18 protein-coding genes and 3 pseudogenes are annotated in these 24,722 nt (G+C 73.5%); 15 read left to right on the top strand and 6 right to left on the bottom strand.

Annotated elements, in window-relative coordinates; translation table 11 throughout:
- The 4 genes and pseudogenes from ACOJUF_RS11370 to ACOJUF_RS11355 all read left to right on the top strand — a co-directional run.
- Positions 1-1,089, top strand: a 1,089-nt coding sequence (locus ACOJUF_RS11370) for a histidine kinase dimerization/phospho-acceptor domain-containing protein (protein ID WP_420121958.1), incomplete at its 5' end; no start/stop codon positions are given.
- Between the two features lie 153 nt (positions 1,090-1,242).
- Positions 1,243-2,268 carry an o-succinylbenzoate synthase gene (locus ACOJUF_RS11365; protein ID WP_420121957.1) on the top strand — a complete coding sequence of 342 codons (1,026 nt, stop codon included), beginning with the start codon at positions 1,243-1,245 and terminating at the stop codon, positions 2,266-2,268.
- On the top strand, positions 2,265-2,687 hold the full coding sequence (locus tag ACOJUF_RS11360; protein WP_420121956.1) for a pyridoxamine 5'-phosphate oxidase family protein: 423 nt from the start codon (positions 2,265-2,267) through the stop codon (positions 2,685-2,687). The genes ACOJUF_RS11365 and ACOJUF_RS11360 overlap by 4 nt, the downstream gene beginning before the upstream one ends.
- A 69-nt stretch (positions 2,688-2,756) precedes the next feature.
- Positions 2,757-3,517: pseudogene (locus ACOJUF_RS11355) on the top strand (SDR family oxidoreductase).
- A gap of 28 nt (positions 3,518-3,545) precedes the next feature.
- Here the strand turns inward: ACOJUF_RS11355 and ACOJUF_RS11350 are convergent.
- A complete protein-coding gene (locus ACOJUF_RS11350; RefSeq protein WP_420121955.1) occupies positions 3,546-6,224 on the bottom strand; it encodes a LuxR C-terminal-related transcriptional regulator in 2,679 nt (892 codons plus the stop codon).
- Between the two features lie 166 nt (positions 6,225-6,390).
- Between ACOJUF_RS11350 and ACOJUF_RS11345 the strand changes: the two genes are divergently transcribed.
- Positions 6,391-6,960 carry a DUF6790 family protein gene (locus ACOJUF_RS11345; protein ID WP_420121954.1) on the top strand — a complete coding sequence of 190 codons (570 nt, stop codon included), beginning with the start codon at positions 6,391-6,393 and terminating at the stop codon, positions 6,958-6,960.
- Between the two features lie 72 nt (positions 6,961-7,032).
- Positions 7,033-8,273, top strand: a pseudogene (locus ACOJUF_RS11340) (alpha/beta hydrolase family protein).
- Positions 8,274-8,505: 232 nt separating this feature from the next.
- On the opposite strand, the gene ACOJUF_RS11335 reads toward ACOJUF_RS11340, so the two are convergent.
- On the bottom strand, positions 8,506-9,141 hold the full coding sequence (locus tag ACOJUF_RS11335; protein ID WP_420121953.1) for a tyrosine-protein phosphatase: 636 nt from the start codon (positions 9,139-9,141) through the stop codon (positions 8,506-8,508).
- Between the two features lie 372 nt (positions 9,142-9,513).
- The gene (locus tag ACOJUF_RS11330; RefSeq protein ID WP_420121952.1) at positions 9,514-10,251 is read right to left on the bottom strand and encodes a GntR family transcriptional regulator; all 738 of its coding nucleotides are present in this window, start codon (positions 10,249-10,251) and stop codon (positions 9,514-9,516) included.
- 195 nt (positions 10,252-10,446) lie between these two features.
- Here ACOJUF_RS11330 and ACOJUF_RS11325 point away from each other — a divergent pair.
- The 5 genes and pseudogenes from ACOJUF_RS11325 to menD all read left to right on the top strand — a co-directional run.
- Positions 10,447-12,054: pseudogene (locus ACOJUF_RS11325) on the top strand (PTS transporter subunit EIIC); the annotation flags it as partial.
- Complete coding sequence (locus tag ACOJUF_RS11320) at positions 12,052-12,621, top strand: PTS sugar transporter subunit IIA (RefSeq protein ID WP_420121959.1); 570 nt, start codon at positions 12,052-12,054, stop codon at positions 12,619-12,621. The pseudogene ACOJUF_RS11325 and the gene ACOJUF_RS11320, both read left to right, overlap by 3 nt.
- A gap of 94 nt (positions 12,622-12,715) precedes the next feature.
- Entirely contained in the window at positions 12,716-13,501 is a 786-nt protein-coding gene (gene nagB / locus ACOJUF_RS11315; RefSeq protein ID WP_420121951.1) for a glucosamine-6-phosphate deaminase, read from the top strand.
- 128 nt (positions 13,502-13,629) lie between these two features.
- Positions 13,630-14,772, top strand: coding sequence for an N-acetylglucosamine-6-phosphate deacetylase (gene nagA, locus ACOJUF_RS11310; RefSeq protein WP_420121950.1), 1,143 nt, complete (start codon positions 13,630-13,632; stop codon positions 14,770-14,772).
- A gap of 372 nt (positions 14,773-15,144) precedes the next feature.
- Positions 15,145-16,878 (top strand): 2-succinyl-5-enolpyruvyl-6-hydroxy-3-cyclohexene-1-carboxylate synthase, encoded by a 1,734-nt coding sequence (gene menD / locus ACOJUF_RS11305; RefSeq protein ID WP_420121949.1) that lies wholly within the window; start codon positions 15,145-15,147, stop codon positions 16,876-16,878.
- Positions 16,879-16,977: 99 nt separating this feature from the next.
- Here the strand turns inward: menD and ACOJUF_RS11300 are convergent, their stop codons facing one another.
- On the bottom strand, positions 16,978-18,150 hold the full coding sequence (locus tag ACOJUF_RS11300; RefSeq protein WP_420121948.1) for an acyl-CoA dehydrogenase family protein: 1,173 nt from the start codon (positions 18,148-18,150) through the stop codon (positions 16,978-16,980).
- Positions 18,151-18,331: 181 nt separating this feature from the next.
- Between ACOJUF_RS11300 and ACOJUF_RS11295 the strand changes: the two genes are divergently transcribed.
- Entirely contained in the window at positions 18,332-19,090 is a 759-nt protein-coding gene (locus ACOJUF_RS11295) for a sulfite exporter TauE/SafE family protein (RefSeq protein WP_420121947.1), read from the top strand.
- Positions 19,091-19,224: 134 nt separating this feature from the next.
- Entirely contained in the window at positions 19,225-20,244 is a 1,020-nt protein-coding gene (gene fgd, locus ACOJUF_RS11290; protein WP_420121946.1) for a glucose-6-phosphate dehydrogenase (coenzyme-F420), read from the top strand.
- Positions 20,245-20,542: 298 nt separating this feature from the next.
- On the opposite strand, the gene ACOJUF_RS11285 is transcribed toward fgd, so the two are convergent.
- Positions 20,543-21,667 (bottom strand): CaiB/BaiF CoA transferase family protein, encoded by a 1,125-nt coding sequence (locus tag ACOJUF_RS11285; RefSeq protein WP_420121945.1) that lies wholly within the window; start codon positions 21,665-21,667, stop codon positions 20,543-20,545.
- Between the two features lie 25 nt (positions 21,668-21,692).
- A complete protein-coding gene (locus ACOJUF_RS11280; RefSeq protein WP_420121944.1) occupies positions 21,693-22,976 on the bottom strand; it encodes an isochorismate synthase in 1,284 nt (427 codons plus the stop codon).
- Positions 22,977-23,176: 200 nt separating this feature from the next.
- Between ACOJUF_RS11280 and ACOJUF_RS11275 the strand changes: the two genes are divergently transcribed.
- Both ACOJUF_RS11275 and ACOJUF_RS11270 read left to right on the top strand, forming a co-directional pair.
- Positions 23,177-23,719 (top strand): DUF3592 domain-containing protein, encoded by a 543-nt coding sequence (locus ACOJUF_RS11275; protein WP_420121943.1) that lies wholly within the window; start codon positions 23,177-23,179, stop codon positions 23,717-23,719.
- A gap of 100 nt (positions 23,720-23,819) precedes the next feature.
- Positions 23,820-24,554 carry a demethylmenaquinone methyltransferase gene (locus tag ACOJUF_RS11270; protein ID WP_420121942.1) on the top strand — a complete coding sequence of 245 codons (735 nt, stop codon included), beginning with the start codon at positions 23,820-23,822 and terminating at the stop codon, positions 24,552-24,554.
- Positions 24,555-24,722: the final 168 nt, after the last annotated feature.

Raw genomic sequence — 24,722 nt, 5'->3', positions numbered from 1 at the left:
CTGGCGCGTCCGCTGCGACCGGGCCGGGGTGCCGTTGCGGCTCGAACTGCCGGCCGGGCGACGGTGGGCGGTGCGCTCCAGCTGGTCGAGGCCCGGTCCACCGCCACCGGCGGGTTCGCGCTGGTCACGCCGGCCGACGTCGCCGCCGAGACGCGACGCGCCGTCGAGGGCCGGCTGATCTGGGCGGTCGGCGCGGGCCTGGTCGCGGCCCTGTTGATCGGGCTGCTCATCGCCCGGGTGGTGTCCGCGCCGTTGCGACGGACCGCCGACCTGGCCCGGCAGATGGGGCGCGGGGCGCGGGACGTGCGGGTCCCGGTCGCCGGCCCGCGCGAGGTCGCCGACGTCTCGATCGCGGTCAACGAGCTGGCCGACGCGTTGCGGCACAGCGAGTCCCGGCAGCGCGAGTTCCTCGCCTCGGTCTCCCACGAGTTGCGCACACCGCTGGCCGGGATCAGCGGGCAGGCCCAGGCGCTCGCCGACGGGCTCGTCGCCCCGGACGAGCAGGCCGATGTGGGCACGCTGATCCAGGGCGAGGCGGCCCGGATGGACCGGCTCGTCTCCGATCTGCTCGACCTGGCCCGGCTGGGCGCCGACCGGTTCACCCTGGACGTGCAGCCGGTCGACCTGACCGCGCTGATCGGCGAGATGGCCCAGGTCTGGCGCGTCCGCTGCGACCGGGCCGGGGTGCCGTTGCGGCTCGAACTGCCGGCCGGGCCGGTCCCGGTGCGCACCGATCCGCGCCGGTTGCGGCAGGTCCTGGACGGGTTGGCCGGCAACGCCCTGCGGATGCTGCCGGCCGGCCGGCCGCTGGTGCTGTCGCTGCGCGCGGGGCCCACCGCCGCGGCCGGAGCCGTCCTCCAGGTGCGCGACGGTGGTCCGGGTCTGGCGCCGGAGGACTATCCGGTGGCGTTCGTGCCCGGCGAATTGCACCGCCGCTACCGGGGCCGCCGGCCGACCGGGGCCGGGCTCGGCCTGGCCCTCGCGCACGGGCTGGTGCAGCGGCTGGGCGGCGACATCGTGGCCACGCCGGCATCGGAGGGCGGGGTGGCCATGACGATCCGGCTCCCGTCGGAGGTCCCCACTCCCTGACGCCCGGGCCCTGATCGGGCCCGAGATCGGCCGAGACCGGCACCGGATCGGCCCGGGCCGCAGAACGCCACGGGACCGCCGAGGGTCGGGCCCGACCGCGGCGGGCCCGACCCTCGCGCCGGGACGGCGTCGCCCGGCGGGCACGATGACCCCGTGAACGGCGACCTGCAGGACCTGCTCGGCACCGCACGGGTGTTCGCGCTGCCGATGGTGCACCGGTTCCGCGGGGTGACGGTGCGCGAGGGCGTGCTGCTCCGCGGGCCGGCCGGGTGGGGCGAGTTCGCCCCGTTCCTGGACTACTCGGATGCGGAGTGCGTCCCCTGGCTGCGGTCGGCGATCGAGTCGGCGACGACGCCGTGGCCGGCCGCGGTGCGCGACCGGGTTCCGGTGAATGTCATCGTGCCGGTGGTGGACCCGGGGGTCGCGGCCGAGCTGGTCGCCGCCTCCGGGTGCCGCACGGCCAAGGTGAAGGTGGCCGATCCCGGCACCGACCTCGCGGACGATCTGGCCCGGGTCCGGGCGGTGCGGGCGGCGCTCGGTCCGGACGGCCGGATCCGCATCGACGCGAACGGGGCGTGGGGGGTCGACGAGGCGGTGGCGGCGATCGCTCGGCTGGACGACGCCGCCGGGGGACTGGAGTACGTGGAACAGCCGTGCCCGACGCTGGCCGACCTGGCCGCGGTCCGCGCCCGGATCCGGCCGGCGGTCGCCGCGGACGAGTCGATCCGCCGGGCCGACGACCCGCACGCCGTCCGCCTCGCCGACGCCGCCGACGTGGCCATCGTGAAGGTGGCGCCGTTGGGCGGGGTCCGGGCCGCGCTGGCCCTGGCCGCGGCGGCCGGCGTGCCCGCGGTGGTCTCGTCCGCGGTCGACAGCGCGGTCGGCCTGGCCGCCGGGGTGGCGGCGGCCGCCGCCCTGCCCGATCTGCCGTACGCCTGCGGCCTCGGCACCGGGGTGCTGCTGGCCGACGACGTCTGCGCCGCGGCGCCGCGGCCGGTCGACGGCTCGCTGGCGGTGGCCGCGGTCCCCCCGGACCCGGACCGGATCGACCGGGTCACGGCCGATCCCGAGCGCGCCGCCCGCTGGCTGGCTCGGCTGCGCCGGGTGGCCGCCCTGCTGCCGGAGGGGACTTTCGGCTCTGGTCGGCCGGGTCACCCGTCGACCACGATCGAGCCATGACCGACACCCTCTCCGCCGTGACCGAGCTGACCGCCGAGGCCTGCTGGGACCTGCTGCGCAGCAACCAGTTTGGTCGCCTCGCCATGACCGTCGGCGGCGAGCCGGAGATCTTCCCGATCAACTACGTCGTGCAGGACGGCACCCTGGTCTTCCGCACCGCCCAGGGCACCAAGCTCGCGGCGCTGACCGTCAACGACGTCGTCGCGCTGGAGATCGACGGATTCGACCAGACCTCCGGCTGGAGCGTGGTCGTCAAGGGTCAGGCGCACCCGGCCGAGTGGGGCGCCGACTACGAGGACGCCGCCGAGTCCGGCCTGCAGCCCTGGGTCGCCACCCGCAAGCACGTCTTCGTCCGGATCGCGCCCCGGTACGTCACCGGTCGCAGCTTCGTCTTCGGGCCGGAGCCCGGGCTGGACTGACCGTCCGGCTGCTCCGGGCGGACGTCCGGGCAGCGCCACAGCCGGGGCGACAGCTGCCACGATGACCTGATGACGCCCACCGCCCTCATCACCGGTGTCGGCCGCCGCCGCGGCATCGGCGCGGCCATCGCGACCGGCCTGGCCGCCGACGAGTGGGACCTCGTGCTCTCGTTCTGGTCGCCGTACGACCGTCGGATCGGACTCGACGGTGACTCGGTGACCCGGAACGGCTGGCGCACGAGTTGCGTGCGACGGGTCGCAAGGTCGAGCTGCTCCCGGCCGATCTGGAGGATGCCGGCGCCGCGGCCGCGCTGGTCGATCGGGCGCGTAGATACTCGGGAGCACTTGCTGCGCTGCTTCTCTCGCGTTGTGAGAGCGTCGACTCGACGATCCTGGACACCACGGTCGAGAGCTTCGACCGACACGACGCGGTCAACGTGCGGGCTTCGGGGCTGCTGGTCGCGGCGTTCGCCCGGCAATTGCCGGGCGGCGGTGGTTCGGTCGTCGCACTGACCAGCGACCACATGGTGGGTCACGTGCCCTACGGTGCCACCAAGGGCGCTCTCGACCGGATCGTACCGGCGGCTGCCCACGAGCTGGGCGGGTTGGGGTTGCGGGCCAACGTGGTCAACCCGGGTCCGGCGGACACCGGATGGATGAACGACGAACTGCGCGCGGAGCTGATTACGGCGCGCCCCGCCGGGCGGCTCGGTGTGCCGCGCGACACCGCCGATCTGGTTGGGTTCCTGCTGTCCGATCGGGGGCGCTGGATCAACGGCCAGGTGCTGTCCAGCAATGGCGGGTTCCCGACGGGCCGGCCGCCGGTCTAGCCGGCCGGGTGCGGGCAGGCGAGGTCCGTCACCCGGCCCTGCCCATGGTCTTTCGCAGGTGGATGAGGTGGGCCAGCTCGTGTCGTGAACTCGTGCCGGTCTTGGCGTAGATGCGGGTGAGGTGGAACGACACCGTCGACCGGGTGACGAACAGCTCCCGGCCGATCTGCGCGTAGCTCATCCCTTCGAGCAGCAGGGTGGCGATCTCCCGTTCGCGGTCGGTCAGCGCGGCCAGCACAGGTGACATCTCGGCGGTCTCGTTGCCGCTGGTCCGATCGACCGGTTCGGGGCCGAACGGTGCGGAGAGCAGGCCCTGCCCGCCGAAGTCGGCCAGAGCCTGCCGTAACCGTTGGTCGGCGGCGCGGTGGACGGCTCCGGTCGCGCGCTCCCGAAGATCGGCGTGCAGCAGGGCGGCGAGGACGGGTATCTCCGGGAGCCCGGCCACGGACAACGGTTCGACCTGCTCGACGAACGTCCGGTCGTCCTCGGTCCGAGCCTCGAGCCAGTCAGCGACGGGCCCGGTCCACGAGGTCAGCGGGGTGCTCCGCAGCCGGCCGGCCCAGACTCGGGCGGCGTCGGTCCGGCCGGCCCAGGTCGCGGCGATCGACTGGGTCACCATGCTGATCAGCGGGATCGTCAGCGGCGGTTGGACCAGTGGGTCCCCGACGTCGGCGGTGCGCCGCTCGAGCCACCGTCGACGTTCGGCGGGCGTGCCGAGCAGGGCGGCGGTGACGACCTCGACGATGTCGGCCGCGGACACGGCCGCGGGCTGGGGGCTCTGCACCCGCAGCCGGCGCGCCTCGGCCAGCATCGTCCGCGCGGCCTCCGCGTCACCGGCGATCACGGCGGCGAGCGGCAGCAAGGTCGCCGTCAGCGGTGCCGGTCGGCCCTGGGCGCCGGCGCGGGCCAGGTCGATGCCGATGGCGGCGCGTCCCCATTGGCCGTCGAAGAAGTAGGCCAACCCCTGGAACGCGTAGAAGACGCCGTCGCCGAAGTCGACGATCCCGTCGCCCAGCCGGGAGATCACGATGTCCAGGTCGGCGATGGCCATCCGCTGGATGCCACTGAGGGCCATCGACGATCCACGCCAGGCCAGCCTGGCCAGCCCGGCCGGGGTCGCCGCCAGAGCCGCGCGCTCGGCCGCCATGAGGCGACGGAAGTCGGCGAGGTCCGCCGGCGGCGTCGCCAGGGCGACGGCCTGGCCGAGGGCGATGGCGAGGTATCCGTCGAGGGCCGGATCGGTCACCGCGGACCGCTGCGCGGCGGTCAGGTCGGCCAGGGCTCCTGCGGGCGAGTGACCGGCCGACACCATGGCCCACCCGCGCAGGACACGGGCACGGTAGGCGGTGAGATCCCCCAGCGATGCCAGGTCGTCGTCGGACAGCGACTCCAGCAGCTCCGCGGCCGCGACGTACCGGCGCTCGACCACCAGCCGGGCGCCGAGCGTGAACCGCGCCTGCGGCTCGGCGTCGGCCTGACCGGCCGAGGTCGTCACGGCGTCCAGGTCGACCGCCAGGACCGCGTCGAAATCGGCCTCGTGGTCACGCCGCGCCCGGGCCTCGGGCGTCGAGCTCAGGGCGGCGGCCTGCCGGCGGATGCGCGCGGCCGCCCGGTAGCGGCGCTCCCGGTGCAGGTCGTCGGCGTAGGCGTCGAGGTCGGCGGCCAGCCCGTCGTCGGTGGCTCGGGCGGCCGCGACCCGATGGTGCAGGCGATCCCGGCGTCCGGGCAACCGGGCGGCGGCCCGGCCGTGCAGCCGCTGCCGGGCCGGCGCCGGGACTGTTGCGTAGACGGCGGCCCGGAGGGCGCCATGGAACAGCCGGGCCCGGGGGAGCGCCTCGTCCTCGACGAGGACCAGACGCTGGGCGACCAGCAGGCCCAGCACCCGGTCGACGTCGGCGACATCGGCCACGGCCGCGATCACGAAGACGTCGGCGCCACCGTCGCCGAGCACCGCCAGCGCCTCGAGGACGGCGACGGCGTCCGGTTCGAGTCGGGTCAACCGGTCCCGCATGAGGGCGACCAGGTCGCTCGGTGCGGGGAGCCGGCCGGCCTCGGCCATCGCCGCGAGCGCCTGGGTGGAGTACTCCTGCACCAGGGAGCGCAGGGACAGGGGGCGACCTCCGGTGTGTCGACGCAGGTGTCGGGCCAGGTCGGGTGATGCGTCCGGCCGGTCCTGCCGGATCAGGGCCAGAGCGGATTCGTCGTCCAGACCGTCCAGTCGAATCCGGAACACCGCGGCGGCGGTGTCGGCGTGCCGGGCCCACCGGACCGCGTGCGGGCCGTCGAGGCGGTGAGCGGTGACTACCAGCACCCGGTCGCCGGCCATCCGCTCGACCAGAACACCCAGCGCCTTTACCGATTCGGGATCGGCCCACTGCAGGTCGTCGATCATCAGCACGACCGGCCCGGCCGCCTGGCGGGCGTCGATCAGCCGTCCGACATGTCGCGCCACACGCAACGGGTTGGTGTCACCGACCGGCAGGTCGGGGTCGAGGTGCCGCAGCACGCCCAACGTCTCGGCCCGGTCGTCGGCCAGGGCCGTCGCCCGCAGCACCTGCCCCGCCGGAAACTGCCGGGTCACCCACCGGGCCAGCGAACTCTTGCCGTATCCCGACGGCCCGGTGATGTCCAGGACGGTCGGGGTGCCCGCCCCGGCCGATCGGATCGCGGCTGTCGCGACCTGCTCCACGATGCCGGGCCAGCGCATCCGTCTCCCGTCGATCGGTCGGCTCCCGCCCGTCCGAGGCGCCGGAGTGGGGCCCGGACAGCTGACTAGGCGAAATGTACAGTCGCCGGCCCGGGCGAACCAGCGACTCTTTGTTTGTCACGCGAACGACCACTGAGTGACGCCTCACGCAGCCAAGGAGCCCGTCATGATCACCCAGATCCTCACCGCACTGATCGCCAACTACCTGACGACCACCTTCGTGATCGGCCTGCTCGTCGCGCTGATCCGGATCGGCCGCCGGCGGGGTCACCGCACCACCGAGTTCGTCAGCGGCGCGCTGCTGAACTCGTTCGTCGTCTGGGCGATCGGGGTCGGGCAGACCGTCAACTTCGTCATGCACGCCTTCTTCGGCGACTACGCCGCCAAGACCATCGGTTGGGCGCAGAGCCCCTTCCAGCTCGAACTGGCGCTGTCCAGCCTCGGCTTTGGGGTGATGGCCTTCATTCTCGGCCGCCGGGCGGCGCCGTTGGTGGGAAAGGTCGCGATCGTGATCGGGACCGCCGTCTTCGGGTTCGGAGCCGCCGGCGGGCACGTGTTCCAACTGGTGGTCAACCATGATGTCGCGGTGAACAACGGTGGGCTGCTGCTCATCTCCGACATCGTCATCAACACCGTCGGCCTGCTCCTGGTGATCTGGCACGCGGCCGCCGCCCGCCGCAGCCCGGGCAGCACGGACGCCGTCCGGGCGATGACCGGCCGGCCCGCCCGCGTCTGACGCGCAACGGCGCATCCCGGCTTTCCATCCACCGCCGCCGCCGGCGGCACCCGACCGACAGGACGACACATCATGATCCAGCACTCCGCGACCATCACCCCGTTCTCCACCAACCCGGACTTCGACTTCGAGATTCGCACCCTGCTCGGGCAGTCCGTCGGCGGCGCGGCCGAGGGGGGGAGGTGCTCGCCGCGGCCGCCGGGATCGGCCGGCACGACCACGCCGGTTGGTTCCGGACGTGGCGCGAGATGGGACGGCGCACGGGGGCGGCTGCCCGGGCGTGCGCCGCCGGTGGTCATCGGGTCAGCGCGGCCCGCGGTTTCCTGCGGGCGTCGGCCTACTTCGGCGTCGCGGTCAATGCGGCCGGCTCCCTGTCGGAGTCGGAACCGGAGTCGGCCGAACTGCTGCCGACCTTCCGCGAGTCATTCGACGCCTGGGAGTCGTTCGTGGCGAACACGCCCCTGGATGCCCGACGCGTCGACATCCCCTACGAACAGGCTTCGCTGCCCGGCTGGTTCTTCCGGTCGAACCGGGCGGCCGCGGACGCGCCGACGCTCGTGCTGGTGAACGGCAGCGACGGGTCCCTTGCCGGGCTGTGGGGGGCCACCGGGGCCGCCGCGCTGGAGCGCGGATACCAGGTGTTGATGTTCGACGGACCCGGCCAGCAGTCCCAGTTCTTCGAGCGGGGCGTCCCCTTCCGCCCGGACTGGGAGCATGTGTTGACCCCGGTGTACGACTTCGTGTCCGCACTCGACGGGGTCGATCCCGCGCGGATCACCGTCTACGGCATCAGCCAGGGCGGGTACTGGGTCGCCCGCGCCCTGGCGTTCGAGCACCGGTTCGCCGCGGCCGTGACCGACCCGGGGGTCGTCGACGTTTCCGCGTCGTGGCTGTCGCACCTGCCCAAGAGTCTGATCGCCCTGCTCGACGAGGGGAAGGACGATGCGTTCGACCGGGACATGCGGCTGGGCATGGCATTCTCGCCGGAGACCGCGCGAACCTGGCTACTGCGCGCCCGCCCGTACGGCACCACCGGCTACGCCCGGACCATCCGGGCGGTGCGCGAATACAGCATGGCCGGCGTCGCCGGCGCGATCACCACGCCGCTGCTGGTGACCAGCCCGGACGGCGAGCAGTTCTGGCCAGGACAGGCCGAGCGGCTCGCCGCGCTGACCGCGCCGGTCTCCACCCTCGTTGGCTTCACCGCCGCCGAGGGGGCGGCCGAGCACTGCCAGCCGCTGGCCCGCACGGTCACCGCGCAGCGGATCTTTGATTGGCTGGACGAACGGTTGGCGCCACCCCGGGCCGGCTGACGATCCGTGGCCCCGGGTGGCCGCCGGCGGTTCGGTCACCGGACCATCCGGCCCGGTGCCGTCCGGACATGCACGGCGCCGCCGGCAGCGTGTTCAGGGGCATCGATGGACCGGCCGGGGGAGGTCGCGGCTGCACTTCCAGGGGTGGCATGACCGCGCCGCTCCGCAGGGTGGCGCGCGTCGGGCGACCTCGGTGACGTCGAGGTGCCGGGCGGATCGAATGGCGCTGGGCTCACTGGAGCGGTTGTCGGCCCGCCGGGGACGTCCGAGCCGGCCGACGTGGGCCGACCATCCGATGTCGGAGTGCAGCGACGGTCGCGTCGGTCACTCCGGCTCGGCGTCGCCAAGCGTCGTCGATCACATCGACAGCGCCACCGATGGCCTGGTGGGCGGTCACGTCGGCTCCGGCCAGGGCCTCGTCGAGGAAGGTCTGCGACGTCGGGTCGTCGACGGTCAGGCTGTGGGCGCTCAGGAGGTAGTCCGCCACCATCCCGTCGAGCGTGACCCCGGCGAAGTGCAGGATGACGACCGCAGTGAGGCCGGTTCGGTCATGGCCACGACTGCAGTGCATGAGCACCATCGGTGGAGCGCTGACGATCGTGGTGACAGCCCGGCCGATGAGAGACGGCCAGCGCTGCAGCGCGTCGGCGAAATACAGGGGCGTCGCCCACAGTCCTGTCCTCGCCCACCGGCCCATGAACTTCTCATCCGAACCGTCCTCGACGGGAAGCCCCACGACATCCAGGTCGGAGCCGGTGGGCGGTGACAACGGCAGATTTGCCCTGGCCGCATCCTCCGCCGGCAGGCCGCGCGTTTCCAGGGAGACGATGGTGTGGACGCCGCTGTCGATGAGCTGCTGCCAGCCCAACGGACTCAACTTGCCCGAATGGATCCGAGCGGGCCACCTGCCCGAATGTGGTCTTGCCACCCCCGATCAGCGGGAGTCCACCCAAGTCCCGTGCGTTCAGCACGCCGTCCCACCGCAGCATCCGCACATCCTTGTGGATCGATCCCACGTCGTCCCCCGGGCGCTTCCGGAAGTTTCGGGACGCACCAAGGCGACCGACCCGAGGTCAACAGACGCGGAACCCAGCCGGCCGATTCCCAGCGACCGGTTGACCGGGCGTCGAGCCGATCGACGGCGCCGACGGTCGAACTCGGTGACCTCGCCGCTCCACCGACGGGCGACGCGGACCGGGCGGCCGACGGGCCGGGTGCCGACCGGTCGCCGCGCGGCGCGTCAGGAGCCGGTGAGCATCGGCATCGGCACGTCGTCGCCCAGCCGGTGCCGGGCGACGAACCGGAACCGGTCGCCGCGGAACACCGATCGGGTCCACTCGACGATCCGGCCGTCCTCGGCCCACCCGCTGCGGTGCACCAGCAGCATGGGCAGACCGGTGTCCACCCCGAGCAGTGAGGCCTCCAGCGGGTCGGCCAGCGCGGTCTCGATGACGTCCTCGACGGCGGCGATGTCGGTGTCGAACACCTCGTGCAGGGTCCGGTAGAGCGAGCCGAGGGCGGCCAGGTGCGTGGCCAGTCCGGGCAGCGGCCCGGGCAGGTGGGCGATCTCGTGGGCGATGGGCTCTTCGCCCGCCGTGCGCAGCCGCTCGACCCGGTGGTAGACCGACCCCGGTGCGATGCCCAGGTGCCGGGCGACGTCCGCGCCGGCCGGCCGCTCGTCGATCGACAGGACCACGCTGCCCGGTCGCCACCCCTCCTCCTGCAGGTCCTGCGAGAAGGACGTCAGCTGCCGGACCTGCATCAGTTTGGGCTGCGCGACGAACGTGCCGCGGCCCTGCGTGCGCTCCAGCCGGCCGTCCACCACCAGCTCGGCGATGGCCTGCCGCACGGTCGTCCGGGACGTCGCGAAGCGCTCGGCCAGCTCCCGCTCGGTGGGCACCGGCGACCCCGGTTCCGAGCCGGCGATCAGCGTCAGGATCTGGCTCTTGACCTGGTAGTACTTCGGCACCTTCACCAACGTCGCTCGTCCCCTCACCGGCGGGTGGTCGCTGTCGATCCCGACCCTACCCAAATTGGCGTAGACCAATCAAGACGAACCCCTTGACGGCCCGATTGGTCTATGCCAATCTATCTCCAGTCAGTTGGTCTAAACCAATTCACACGAACTGCCCGCCCCGCCCACACAGAAGGACCGACCCGTGCGAGGACGCTCATGACCACCGTGAAGACCGACGCCGCCGCGGCGACGACGAAGAAGGCACCCAAGTCCAAGTCCGGGCTGCGGATTCCCGGCTTCGCGCAGCTGCAGCGCCTGGGCAAGAGCCTGATGCTGCCGATCGCCCTGCTGCCCGCCGCCGGCATCCTGCTCCGCCTGGGCCAGCCCGACCTGCTGGGTGGCATCCAGACCCCCGTCATCGGACCGTTCTTCGAGGCCATGAGCGCCGCGGGCGGCGCCGTCTTCGAGAATCTGCCCCTGCTGTTCGCCATCGGCGTGGCCATCGGCTTCGCCAAGAAGGCCGACGGCTCGACGGCGCTGGCCGCCGCGGCCGGCTACCTGGTCATCGCCGCGGTCTTCAAGACCATGTCACCGGTGGTGTTGGACGGCGTGGTCGACGCGGCCGGCAAACCGGCGATGATCAACTACAGCGTGTTCGCCGGCATCCTGGTCGGTCTGGTCACCGCGGTGCTGTTCGACAAGTACCACACGATCCAGTTGCCCTCGTACCTCGGCTTCTTCGGCGGCCGGCGCTTCGTGCCGATCGTCGTCTCGGTGGCCTCGCTGATCATGGGCTTCGCCCTGAGCTACTTCTACCCGATCTTCAACGCCGGCCTGACCGGCGTGGGCCAGTTCATCGGTGGTGCGGGTGCTTTCGGCGCCTTCACCTACGGTTTCGCGAACCGTATGCTGATCCCGCTGGGACTGCACCACATCCTGAACACCTACATCTGGTTCATCTACGGCGACTACCAGACCCCGGCCGGCACCGTCGTCACCGGCGAGCTGACCCGCTTCGCCGCCGGCGACACCACCGCCGGTCTGCTGACCTCCGGCTTCTACCCGATCCTGATGTTCGGCCTGCCCGCCGCCGCGCTGGCGATGATCCACATGGCCAACAAGAAGCAGAAGAAGATCGCGTTCGGCATCCTCGGTGCCGCCGCCATCACCGCATTCCTCACCGGCGTCACCGAGCCGCTCGAGTTCGCCTTCATGTTCGTGGCCTTCCCGCTCTACGTCGTGCACGCCGTGCTGACCGGCCTGTCCCTGGCCATCGCCTACATGCTCGACATCCACCTGGGCTTCTCGTTCTCGGCCGGCCTGATCGACTTCCTGCTCTACGGCACCGCTCCGGCCGCGAACAACGTCTGGATGCTGCTGGTGATGGGCGTGATCTTCTTCGCGGTCTACTACGTGCTGTTCCGGCTGGTCATCCGCTGGTGGAACCTGCGCACCCCGGGCCGTGAGCCGGAGGACGAGTTCGAGGCCGAGCAGGCCGCCAATCTCCAGGACGCCCCCGGCGCCGTGGCCGTGCCCGGCGGCATCGAGTCCGCCATGGCTGGCGGCACCACCGGGTCCGCCGTGGCCACGAAGGCGAGCACCAAGGCCGAGCAGCTGATCGCCGCGTTCGGCGGTCGCCAGAACCTGGTCAACGTCGACGCCTGCATCACCCGGCTCCGGATGGAGGTCGCCGACAAGAACCAGGTCGACAAGGCCCGGCTCAAGGCTCTCGGCGCCGCCGGCGTGATCGAGGTCGGCAACAACGTGCAGGCCATCTTCGGCACCCAGGCCGAGCTGCTCAAGAACGACATCAAGGACGCCATGGCCGGTCCCGCGCCGGCGATCGCAGCGGAGGCCGCGCCCGTTGCCGAGGCGGTGCCCGCCGCCGCGGCCGTGCAGCCTGCGCCGCCGGTCGTGAAGACCGCCGGCCGCACGCCGATCCTGGCTCCGGTCCAGGGCCGGGCCGTGCCGATGTCGGACGTGCCGGACCCGACCTTCGCCCAGGGCATCGTCGGTCACGGTGCGGCGATCGATCCGCCGCGCGAGATCGTCGACGCGGTCGCCCCGATCACCGGCAAGGTGCTGCAGATGTTCCCGCACGCGTACATCATCGTCAGCGACGACAACGTTGGTGTGCTGGTCCATCTCGGTCTGGACACGGTCCAGCTGAAGGGGGAGGGCTTCACCCCGCACGTCGCGGTGGGCGATCGCGTGGTGGTCGGCCAGCCCGTCATCACCTACGACGTGCCCGCGGTCGTCGCCGCCGGTCGCAATCCGATCGTGCCCGTGGTGGTCATGGAGAAGAAGCCGGACGACATCGTCACCGCCGACCTGGTCGCCGCCGGCGGGGAGCTCAGCGCCGCCCAGTTGCTGCTGGTGGTCAACGGATAGCCGACCCCCGGGTGGGTCGCCGGTCGAGCGCCGGCGACCCACCCGACAGCCCTTTCACCACAGTCGTTGTCGATTCAAAGATGTGAGGAAGTCAATGGAAATCGTCATTCTCCCGGACACCGCGGCGATCGGATCGCTGGCCGCCGACGCCATCGAGAGCCTGGTGCAGCGCAAGCCGACCGCGGTGCTGGGCCTGGCCACCGGGTCGTCCCCGCTGGCCATCTACGACGAGCTCGCCGCCCGCTACGCTGCCGGCCGGGTCAGTTTCGCCCAGGCCCGCGGCTTCACCCTCGACGAGTACGTCGGGCTGCCGGTCGACCACCCGGAGACCTACCGCAACGTCATCCACAAGGACTTCGTCGACCGGGTCGACTTCGCTCCGGGCGCCGTGCGGGGTCCGGACGGCCTGGCCACCGACATCCCGGCGTTCTGCGCGGCCTACGAGGACGCGATCGTCGCCGCCGGCGGGGTGGACCTGCAGATCCTGGGCATCGGCACCGTCGGCCACATCGGTTTCAACGAGCCGGGTTCCTCCCTGGCCTCCCGCACCCGGATCAAGACGCTGACCCGGCAGACCCGGATCGACAACGCCCGGTTCTTCGGCGGCGACGTCGACGCGGTGCCCACCCACTGCCTGACCCAGGGCCTGGGCACGATCATGTCGGCCCGGCACATCGTGCTGGTGGCCACCGGACCGCAAAAGGCCGAAGCGGTGCACCATCTGGTCGAGGGCGCGGTCAGTGCGCTGTGGCCGGGGACCATCCTGCAGCACCACCCGCACGTCACCGTGCTGCTGGACGGGGCCGCCGCGAGCCGGCTGCAGCTGGCCGACTACTACCGCGAGACCTACCGGGCCAAGCCGGCCTGGCAGGGCATCTGACCACCGTCCCGTCCCATCCCCAGGGCGGTCATGGCGTTTCTCGGCTCCCGATCCGGCGCGTCGCCGGTCCCGCGGTCGGGGAACGCCATGATCGACTTCCCAGGCGCGAGCGAGAGAAAGCCGAACCCATGTTGATCACCGCCGACACCATCGCCACCGGTGCCGAGCTGCTCCGGCCGGGATGGATCGAGATCGCCGACGGTCGGGTCCGCGCGCTCGGCGCCGGGTTGCCCCCGCGCCCGGCCGACCGGGATCTGGGCGACGTCACCATCGTCCCCGGATTCGTCGACATGCACGTGCACGGCGGTGGGGGTGGGGCGTTCCCGGAGGCCACGGTGGCGGCGAGCAAGGCGGCGGTGGAGCTGCACCGGCGCCACGGCACCACCACGATGATCGCCTCGCTGGTCACCGCCTTCCCCGACGAGCTGCGGCGGCAGGTCGAGGTGCTGAGCGAGCAGGTCCAGGAGGGCCTGGTGGCCGGCATCCACCTGGAGGGTCCGTGGCTGTCCGGGCGCCGGTGCGGGGCCCACGACCCCGCCGCGCTGCGGGACCCCGATGCGGCCGAGCTGGAGCGGGTGCTCGCGGCGGGTCGGGGCACGATCCGGATGGTCACCCTGGCGCCCGAGCGGGACGGCGGGCCGGCCGCGATCCGGCGCATCGTGGACGCTGGCGCGGTCGCCGCGGTCGGGCACACCGACGCCACGTACGAGCAGGCGCTCGCCGCCATCGACGCCGGCGCCACCGTGGCCACCCACCTGTTCAACGCGATGCGGCCGGTGCACCACCGCGAGCCCGGTCCGGTGATCGCCCTGCTGGAGGACCCGCGGGTCACCGTCGAGATGATCACCGACGGCGTGCACCTGCACCCCGCGCTCTACCGGGACGTCACCGCCAAGGTCGGTGCCGACCGCGTCGGCCTGGTCACCGACGCGATGGCCGCGGCCGGCATGGCCGACGGTGCCTACCGGCTCGGCGCCCTGGACGTCGACGTGCGCGACGGGGTCGCCCGGGTGTCCGGGACGGACACCATCGCCGGCAGCACGGCGACCATGGATCAGGTCTTCCGCTTCGCCGTCACCAACAGCGGCCGGCCCCGCGCGGAAGCCCTCACCACGGCAGTGCGCCAGTCGTCGGTCAACCCGGCCCGGGTGCTCGGCCTGGCCGACCCCACCCTGGTCCCCGGGGCGGTCGCCGACCTGGTCGTGCTGGACGAGGGCCTGGCCGTGACCGGTGTCCTGCACCGCGGAGCCTGGACGATCCGGCCGGTCTGACGCCCGGCCGGCCGGCCGGGCTTCGGGTTGGGTGGGTTGGTCGGTCGGTCGGCCGGCGCAAACCGCCGCCGACTTGCCGCCTTCGGCCCTCCGGAATCGATCCAGCCGGTCCGAAAACGGCAAGTGGACCCGTTCTGGGTGGCCCCTCGGCGCGATTGTCGCGGGCCCGTCGACGGCCGTCCGGTGGCTCGCCGCGAATCCGGACCCGCCCCCCGACCACCTCGAGATGTCCCGCGGCCGGGCCGCCCGGGCGGTGAACGTCACGGCTCGGCTCGGTGATCGGTCAGAATGGCTGGTTGTGAGCGACGAATGCCGGGCCGGGCGACCGCACTGCGGACCAGCGGCGGCGGCCGTCGGTAGGCCGGGCGGCCGGTGAACCCGTCGACCGCGCTGGCCCGGGTGCTCGTCGACGAGCTGATCGCCTGCGGCCTCACCGACGCGGTGCTCGCGCCCGGTTCGCGCAACGCCCCGCTGTCGCTGGCCCTGCACGCGGCCGACGCGGCCGGTCGGGTGCGCCTGCACGTCCGCATCGACGAACGGACCGCCGGCTTCCTGGCGCTGGGCCTGGCCCGCGGCTCCGGCCGGCCGGTCGTCGTCGTGACCACCTCCGGCACCGCGGTCGCCAACCTGCACCCGGCCGTCCTGGAGGCCGCCCACGGGCAGGTGCCGCTGGTCGTGCTGTCCGCGGACCGCCCGCCCTGGCTGCGCGGGGTGGGGGCCAACCAGACGATCGACCAGCGCGCCCTCTTCGGGCCGGCGCTGCGCTTCTTCCACGAGTTCGGCGTTGCCACCACCCGGCCCGGCCAGCAGGCGCACTGGCGGTCGATGACCGGTCGGGCCTGGTCGGCCGCGGCCGGCAGCTGGGGGAGCCCATCCGGCCCGGCGCAGCTGAACGTGCCGCTGACCGAACCGTTGCTGCCGGACGTGCCGGACGCGGGGGCCGTGCCGGACGCGCCGGGCGCACCCGGGCCGGGCCCCGGGGACCACCTCGCTCTCGACGGCTGGCCCGAGCCGCTGTCCGGCCGGGCCGGGCCCTGGACCGGAACCGTGACGCCGGTGCTGGCCGACGCGCCCGCGGTGCCGGCGCCCGCGTCGGGGGAGCGGGTGCGGTTCGTCGCCGACCTGACCCACCCGTGGGCGTCCCTCGTCGCGGACGCCGGGCACCTGGTGGTCGCCGAGGCCGGCGGGGCCGCCGGCGGGCGCGCCCTCGCGGCCGGGATCCACCTGCTGTCCGCGCCGGGGTTCCTGGCGGCCGCCCGACCGGACCGGGTCATCGTCCTGGGCCGGCCGACCCTGTTCCGTCCGGTCCAGCAGCTGCTCGGCGATCCGCGGGTGACGGTCGACGTGGTCGCCCACCCGGCGGCCTACGCCGACCCGTCCGGAACGGTCCGGTCGGTCGCCCCGGGCCTGCCCGACCTGGGAAATCTGCCCGACGAGCAGTGGGCCGGCCGCTGGCGCGAGGCCGACGCGGTGGCCGGCCGGGCCGTCGGCCGGGTGATCGACGGGCTCGACCTGTCCGCGTCGCCGCGGCTCGTCCGCGACCTGGTGGCGCTGCTGCCGGCCCGGTCGACGCTGGTCGTCGGGTCCTCCCAGCCCCCACGCGACCTGGCGCTGACCGCACCCCCGCGGGACGGGCTGCGGCTGATCGCCAACCGCGGGGTCGCCGGCATCGACGGCACCGTGTCCACCGCCGTCGGCGCGGCGCTGGCCGCCACCCCCGCGGACGGTCCGACGGTCGCGCTGCTCGGCGACCTGACCTTCCTGCACGATCTGACGGGGCTGATCATCGGACCGGCCGAGCCCCGGCCCGAGCTGACCATCGTGGTCGGCAACAACGACGGCGGCGCGATCTTCGGCACTCTCGAGTCGGGCGACCCCGCGCACGCGCCCGCCTTCGAGCGGGTCTTCGGCACCCCGCACGGTGCCGAGCTGGCCGCGGCCGTGACCGCGTTCGGGCACCGGTACACGCGGGCCGGCACGACCGCCGACCTGGACGCCGCCCTGCGGAACCGGGGCGGGGTGCACGTGGTGGAGGTGCGGACATCCCGGACCGACCTCGCGGCGGTGCTCGCGACGATCGGCGAGGCGGTCCGCGGCGCGCTCTAGCCCGGCGGATGTTCCGCGGTGAGGCTGGATCGGGGTGCGGTGCGGTGCGGGTTGCGGATGTCCGGCCGGGGTGGGGGCGGAAACGCGAGGAGGGGCGCGTCAGCCCGTGGCCCGCCCGATGGCGCCGCGGTCGTCCTTGCGCAGCGAGCGGGAGATGACCAGGCGCTGGATCTGGTTGGTTCCCTCGAAGATCTGCATCACCTTGGCCTCCCGCATGTAGCGCTCGACCGGGAAGTCGGTGGTGTAGCCGTACCCGCCCAGCACCTGGACGGCGTCCGTGGTCACCTTCATCGCGTTGTCCGTCGCGACCAGCTTGGCGACGGAGGCCTCGCGGCCGAACGGCAGACCCTGGTCGCGCAGCCGGGCGGCGTGCAGGTAGGTGGCCCGGGCCGCCTGGACCGCGGCCTCCATGTCGGCGAGCAGGAAGCCGACGCCCTGGTGGTCGATGATGGCGCGGCCGAACGTCTCCCGTTCCCGGGCGTAGGCGACGGCGCGGTCCAGAGCGCCCTGGGCCAGGCCGGTGGCGACCGCCGCGATACCCAGCCGGCCGCTGTCCAGCGCCGCCAGCGCGATCTGCAGCCCCTGGCCCTCGTCGCCGATCCGCCGCTCGACCGGGATGCGGACGTCGGAGAACAGCATGGTCGCGGTCGTGGAGCCGGTGAGCCCCATCTTGTGCTCGGGCGGATCGGCGCTCAGACCCGGGGTGCCGGCCGGCACGAGGAAACTGGAGATGCCGGTCCGGTCGTCGGCGGTGCGGGCCATCACCAGGTAGAAGTCGGCCTCGCCGCCGTGCGTCGTCCAGGCCTTCGCGCCGTTCAGGACGTACTCGTCGCCGTCGCGCCGGGCCGTGGTGCGCATGGCCGCGGGATCGGACCCGGCCTGGGCCTCGGACAGGCAGTACGCGCCGAGCAGGTCACCGGCCAGCAGATCCGGCAGCCAGTCCGCCCGCTGGCGGTCGGTGCCGAACGTCGCCAGCGGGAAGCAGCTGAGCACGTGCACGCTCATCCCGACGCCGACGCTCGCCCAGACCGCGCCGACCTCCTCGAGCACCTGCAGGTAGACCTCGTACGGTTGGCCGCCGCCCCCGACGTCCTCCGGGTACGGCAGGCCGAGCAGCCCGGTCTGGCCGAGCATCGTGAAGACCTCGCGCGGGAACCGGCCGGCGGCCTCGTGCTCGGCCGCCCGCGGGGCCAGCTCCCGGCCGGCGATCTCGCGGACCAGCTTGAGCAGGTCGACCGCTTCGTCGGTGGGCAGCAGGCGGCGAGCCGGCACCGGGTCCTCCCTCGGCGATGCAGTGTGCGACGGGATGTCCGCGCTGGGTGGGGCGATGGGTGTGACGTGCGTCGGGTGCCAGCGACTGTACGCACCGGCGCGGTGGCGCATGTGGCATCGTGCCGGAGGTCCGGCGCAGCGGCCGGTCGGAGGCGGGACCGAGCAGACGGGGAGGTCGGGGGTGAGCTGGTGGGAGGCCCTGGCCGTGTTCGCGGCCGGGATCGGGGCCGGCACGATCAACGTCGTCGTCGGGTCCGGCACGCTGATCACGTTCCCCGTGCTGCTCTCGGTCGGCCTGTCCCCGCTGACCGCCAACATCACCAACACGCTGGGCCTGGTGCCCGGCTCCTTCACCGGCGCCTGGGGATACCGGGCGGAGCTGGCCGGCCAGCGCCGGTCGCTGCTCGTGCTGGGCAGCGCGTCGCTGATCGGCGCGGTCATCGGGGCGCTGCTGCTGCTGGTCCTGCCGGCGCAGGCGTTCAAGGCGATCGTGCCGGTGCTCATCGCGCTGGCCCTGGTGCTCGTCGTGGCCGGTCCGGCGATCAACCGGCGGATCGCCGCCCGGGGCCGGGCCCGCGATCCGGAACGCCCCGGGCCGGGGCTGTGGGCCGGCATCCTGGGCTGCGGTGTCTACGGCGGCTACTTCGGCGCCGCCCAGGGCGTGCTGATGATGGGGCTGATGGGGGCGCTGCGCGGCGGCGACATGCAGCGCAACAACGCGATGAAGAACATGCTGACCGGCCTGGTCAACGGGGTCGCCGCGGTGGTCTTCATCGTGATCGCCGAGCCGGACTGGCCGTACGTGGCCCTGGTCGCGGTGGGCTCGACGATCGGCGGATTCCTCGGCGCCAAGATCGGTCGCCGGCTGCCGCCGCCGGTGCTGCGCGGGGTGATCGTCGTCGTCGGCCTGATCGCCATCGCCAAGCTGGTCACCAGCTGACCCGGCTGCCCACCGACCCGGCCGCCCACCGACCCGATCCGGCCGGGGGCTCGGCGGCCGCCCGGCCGCCACAAGTGGCATGCTCGAAGACCTGCGCCGCGGCGGACCACCCGCCCGATCGAAGGGATGTCGGCATGACGCCACCGCCGTTCCGGTTCGGATACAAGGCATCGGCCGAGCAGTTCGGGCCGAGCGAACTGGCCGACCTGGCGGTGAGCGCGGAGGCCAACGGGTTCGACTCGGTGTTCATCTCCGACCACCTGCAGCCATGGCGGCACGACGGCGGCCATGCGCCGGCGTCCCTGCCCTGGCTCGGTGCGGTCGGCGCCCGGACGTCGCGGGTGATCCTGGGCACCTCGGTGCTCACGCCGACGATCCGGTACCACCCGGGCGTCATCGCGCAGGCGTTCGCCACCCTCGGGTCGATGTACCCGGGGCGGATCGTGCTCGGGGTGGGCACCGGCGAGTCGCTCAACGAGGTGCCGCTCGGCCTGCCGTGGCCCGAGCAGAAGGAGCGGTTCGCCCGGCTCAAGGAGTCGGTGACGTTGATCGAGCAGCTCTGGTCGGGGGAGCGGGTGACCTTCGACGGCACCTACTACCGGACCGACAAGGCGACCATCTACGACCGTCCCGAGCAGCCCGTTCCGATCTACATCGGCGCCTCCGGACCGGCGGCGACCCGTCTGGCCGGCCGGATCGCCGACGGCTTCATCACCACGTCGGGCAAGGCGCCGTCGCTCTACACCGACACGCTGATCCCGGCGCTGCAGGAGGGGATCGAGAAGGCCGGCCGCAGTCCCGACGACGTGGACACGCTGATGGAGATGAAGGTCTCCTTCGACCACGACAAGGAACGCGCCCGGCAGGACACCCGGTTCTGGGCGGCGCTGGCTCTCAAACCGGAGCAGAAGGCCGGCGTCGAGGACCCGCTGGAGATGCAGCGGCTGGCCGAGGAGTTGCCGATCGAGCAGGCGGCCTCCCGTTGGATCGTCTCCGACGACCCCGACGAGCACCTCGAGAAGATCGGCAGCTACCTGGATCTGGGCTTCCGGCACCTGGTCTTCCATGCCCCTGGGCACGACCAGGAACGCTTCCTGGCGCTGTACGGCAGCGAGATCCTGCCCCGCCTGCGCGAGCGGGTCGCCGCTAGCTGAGCCGGGCCCGTCGCCATCCCGGCCGTCCGGGGTGGCGGTGGGCTGACGGGTGGGCTGATCAAACCCGCGCCGCCGGTCCGGTTTGGCCGTTTCTGGCCCGGGTTTGATCAGCGGGGCGGGGCGGGGTGTGGCGTGTGGCGCGAGTTGAGTGCGCTGATCAAAGCCGCGCCGCGCGCCCGGTTCGCCCGAATCTGCCGCGGATTTGATCAGCCCAGCAGGGCGGCCGGCGGGTTTGATCAGCGAGGCGGAGTGGGCCCCGGGCGAATCAGCGTGGCGTCCGGGGTCGGCCCGGGCCGGATCAGCTTGGCGGGGCGGACCGCGGCTCGGCCGCCGGGTCGGGCTTCGGGTCGGGCTCCGGGTCGGGCTCCGGCGGGGTGTGCCGGCCGGCCGGCGGGTCGGCCGGGGTGCGGGAGAAGCGGGGCGCCGGTGCGGCCTGGACGATGCCGTCCACCTCGACGAGCGTGCCCCGGGCGCGCAGGTGGGGGTGCGCCGCGGCCTCGGCCCCGGTCAGCACCGGCGTGACGCAGGCGTCGGTGCCCTCGAACGTCGCCACCCAGTGCGCGCGATCGGCGGCCGCGAAGGCGCGGGTCAGGGCGGCCCGCAGCGCGGGCCAGCCGGCCCGGTCGAACTGCGGCGGCAGACCGGCGCCGGTCAGCCCCAGACCCTCGAGAAGGGCGGCGTAGAAGGGCGGCTCCAGCGCGCCGACGGCGACGAAACGCCCGTCGGCACAGGCGTACACGTCGTAGAACGGGGCCCCGCCGTCGAGGAGGTTGGTGCCCCGCTCCGGCCCCCACCAGCCCGTGCCGCGCAGCGACCAGAGCATCTGGGACAGCAGTTCCACGCCGTCCACCATGGCCGCATCGATCACCTGGCCCCGTCCCGACGTCGATCGCTCGTGGAGCGCGGCCAGGATGCCGACGACGGCCAGCATCGATCCGCCGCCGAAGTCGGCGACCAGGTTCACCGGCGGGCGCGGCGGCCCACCGGCCGCCCCGAGCGCGTCGAGGGTGCCGGTCAACGCCAGGTAGTTGATGTCGTGCCCGGCCCGGTCCGCCCACGGTCCGCCCTGGCCCCAGCCGGTGAGCCGGCAGTAGATCAGCTCCGGACGGCGGGCCAGGCAGGTGTCGGGCCCGACCCCCAACCGTTCGGCCACGCCGGGCCGGAACCCGTCCAGCAGCACGTCGGCCTCGTCCACCGCGGCCAGCACGGCGTCCCGGCCGGCCGGCGACTTCAGATCGGCCGGCAGGCGGATCCGCCCGCGCAGCAACACGTCCCGCTCACCCGGGCCCAGGTGGGGGCCCGCCAGCGGACGCTCCACCCGCACGACCCGGGCGCCGAGATCGGCCAGCATCATGCCGGCATGCGGCACGGGGCCGATTCCGCCGAGCTCGACCACCCGCAGTCCGGCCAGCGGGCCGGCCATCAGGGTGCCGCCGGCGGGCCGACGGTCAAGGAGTGGACTCCAGGGCGTCCCGCACCGGGATCATCTTGATCTGCGCCTCGCGGGCCTCGGTCTCAGGATCGGAATCGGCGACGATGCCGCAGCCGGCCAGCAGCCGCACGGTGCGGCCGTTGACCTGGGCGCACCGCAGGGCGATGGCGAACTCGCCGTCCCCCCGGCCGTCGACCCAACCGATCGGAGCGGCGTAGCGGCCGCGGTGCATCGGCTCCAGATCCCGGATCAGCTGCCGGGCGGCCTCGGACGGGCTGCCGCCCACGGCGGCGGTCGGGTGCAGGCGGGCCGCCAGCTCCAACGCCGTCGGGGTGAGATCGCCCAGCCGGCCGGTGATGTCGGTCGACAGGTGGGTCAGGTTGGCCAGTTCCAGGGGCGACGGGCGGTCCGGCACGTCCAGTTCCGCGCACACCGGGGCCAGCACCTCGCTGACCGATCGGACGGCGTAGGCGTGCTCGGCCACGTCCTTGGAGCTGTGCAGCAGGTCGGCGGCGACGGCGTCGTCGGCGTGCTCGGGCCAGGCGGTGCCGGCCAGCACGCGGGACGCGATCGTCCGGCCCTCCCGGCGGATGAGCAGCTCCGGGCTCGCGCCGACCAGGCCCTCGACGTCGAACGTCCAGCAGCCGGGGTAGGCGGCGGCCAGCCGCTGCAGCAGCAGGCGCTCGTCGACCGGCCGTTCGGCGGTGGCGACCAGGTCGTGGGCGAGCACCACCTTGTCCAGCTCGCCCCGCCGGATCCGCTCGGTCGCCGTCGCCACCGCACTGGTGAAGCCGGCCACCGACAGGTCGGCGTCGGCGTAGCTGATCCGGCCGGGGGACCGGACCGGGGCGACCTCGGGATCGGCGGCCGGTTCGTCCACCGCGATGCGGGTGACGAAGCCACCGGCCGGTCCGTGCCCGACGATCACCTGCGGGATCACGGCGACCGCCACGTCGGCGTCGTCGAACCCCAGCGAGACGAAGGCCAGCGGACCGGTGCCGGGCTCGGCCAGGGGGTCGGAGACCCGGAGCCCGGCCCGCGCCTCGTCGAACCACTCCTGGATGCGCGCGGCGGCGCCCGGCCCGGTCGCGGTGAACCGGGCGTGCACGCCCCATCCCACCAGCCCGTGCCCGCCGCGGACGAAGCACAGCGACCCGGTCGGCCGGGGCAGCCGGGCCAGCAGGGACGAGGTCGATGCGGCGACCGGATCGGGGGCGGTACCGGCGCCCTGATCGGGGACCGTCGCCAGCCGGGCCGTCACGGCCGAGCCCAGGAGGCGGGTGGTCGGCAAGGCGGTCACGAGCGCCAACAGTAGTCGTCCGATCGGGTGCCCTCCCGCCGATGGGATGCGACTCACCCGGTCCGGACGGGCGGCCCCGCCGGCTCGGCCGACGGAGGACCGCGCCGCCCACTCGGGGCTCCGGCGTCACCGGAATGCCCGCGCCCGGTCCCACGGCCGTGATGGCGGCCTCGCCGGCTCGGCCGACCTAGACTGCCGCCATGACGGCCAGCCCGGCCGCGAGCGCCGACGCCGATCCGAGCCCGGGGCCGCCGGCCCCCAGTATCCGCTGGTGGCGATGGGCCGGCCGGCTGATCGCGCTGCTGACCCTGGCCGTCACGGTGATGATGGTCGCCCTGGCCATCGGCATGCGGCTCAACGACCGGGCGATCGACGAGCATCCGGCCAGCGCCACGGCGACCGTCCTGTCGGTCTCCCCGCTGCGCACCGGGATCGAGTTCGTGGACGCCACCGGCACCACCATCCGCCCGGAGGGGGGCGTGCTCTACCCCGGCCTGCTCTCGGTCGGCCAGCAGTTCGTCGTGGAGTACTCGTCGGTCGACCCGCAGATCGCGCGGGTGGCCGGCCGCACCGCCTCGGTCGGCTCGATCATGATCGCGGTCACCCTGGCCGTGACCTACCTGGTGGCCGTCCCGCTGCTGTGGTGGTGCCACCGACGTGCGCGGATGCCGCTGAGCCGGCTGCTGTTCGGCGCCCGCCGGCCACCGGGACACGCCGCCGGCCGCGCGGCCCCGGCCGTTTGAGCAGGTGGGAGTCGGTAGGCTACCGGGCGATCGGCAGGACGCCGCCGCCGGCAGGGAGCCGCGGCCGACCGCCGCCGCAGCCGCCTCGGGAGGGCAGACGATGAACAGGGCGGATCTGGCCAAGGAGCCGCACCAGGTCGCGGCGATGTTCGACGAGGTCGCGCCCAGGTACGACCGGACGAACAGCGTGCTGTCCATGGGTCGCGACCGGCGCTGGCGCCGGCATGCGGTCCGGGCACTGCAGCTGCGGCCCGGCCAGCGGGTGCTCGACGTGGCCGCCGGGACCGCGGTGTCGACCAAGGCGCTCGCCGCGACCGGGGCCTGGGCGGTGGCCACCGACTTCTCGGTCGGCATGCTCGCCGCGGCCCGGGCCGGGGCGCGGGAGTTGCCCCGGGTGGCCGGGGACGCCATGCGGCTGCCGTTCGCCGACGAGTCCTTCGACGCGGTGACGATCTCCTTCGGCCTGCGCAACGTCGAGGACCCGGCCGCCGCACTGCGCGAGTTCGCCCGGGTGGTCCGGCCCGGCGGCCAGCTGCTGGTCTGCGAGTTCTCCCGCCCCCGGCCGACCCCCATCCGGCTGGGGTACTCCTGGTACCTGCGGACCGTGCTGCCGTTGCTGGCCCGCCGGGTCTCGTCCAACCCGGAGGCCTACACCTACCTCCAGGAGACCATCGACGCCTGGCCCGACCAGCCGTCGCTGGCCCGGATGATCGCCCGCTCCGGGTGGACCGACGTGGTCTGGAAGAACATGACGTTCGGCGTCGTGGCGTTGCACCACGCCGTGCGCCGGTCGGACGCCGACGCGGTTTCACCCGTCCGGCCGCACCTGCCCTGACCCGCCACCCCCGTGATTTCTTGCGGGGTGTGATGGGTCCTACACTGATGCCCATGAGTTCGTGAACGAATTCACAAACTCGTCGCCGGGAATGCCGCCGCCTGTCCCGGCCTCGACCGATCTGCAGCGATGCGGGGAAGGATCGGAGATGACCCTGTCCAGTCCGGT

The organism is Nakamurella sp., assembly GCF_048594475.1.
Classification (GTDB): domain Bacteria; phylum Actinomycetota; class Actinomycetes; order Mycobacteriales; family Nakamurellaceae; genus Nakamurella.
This window is presented reverse-complemented; position numbering and strand designations above follow the sequence as displayed.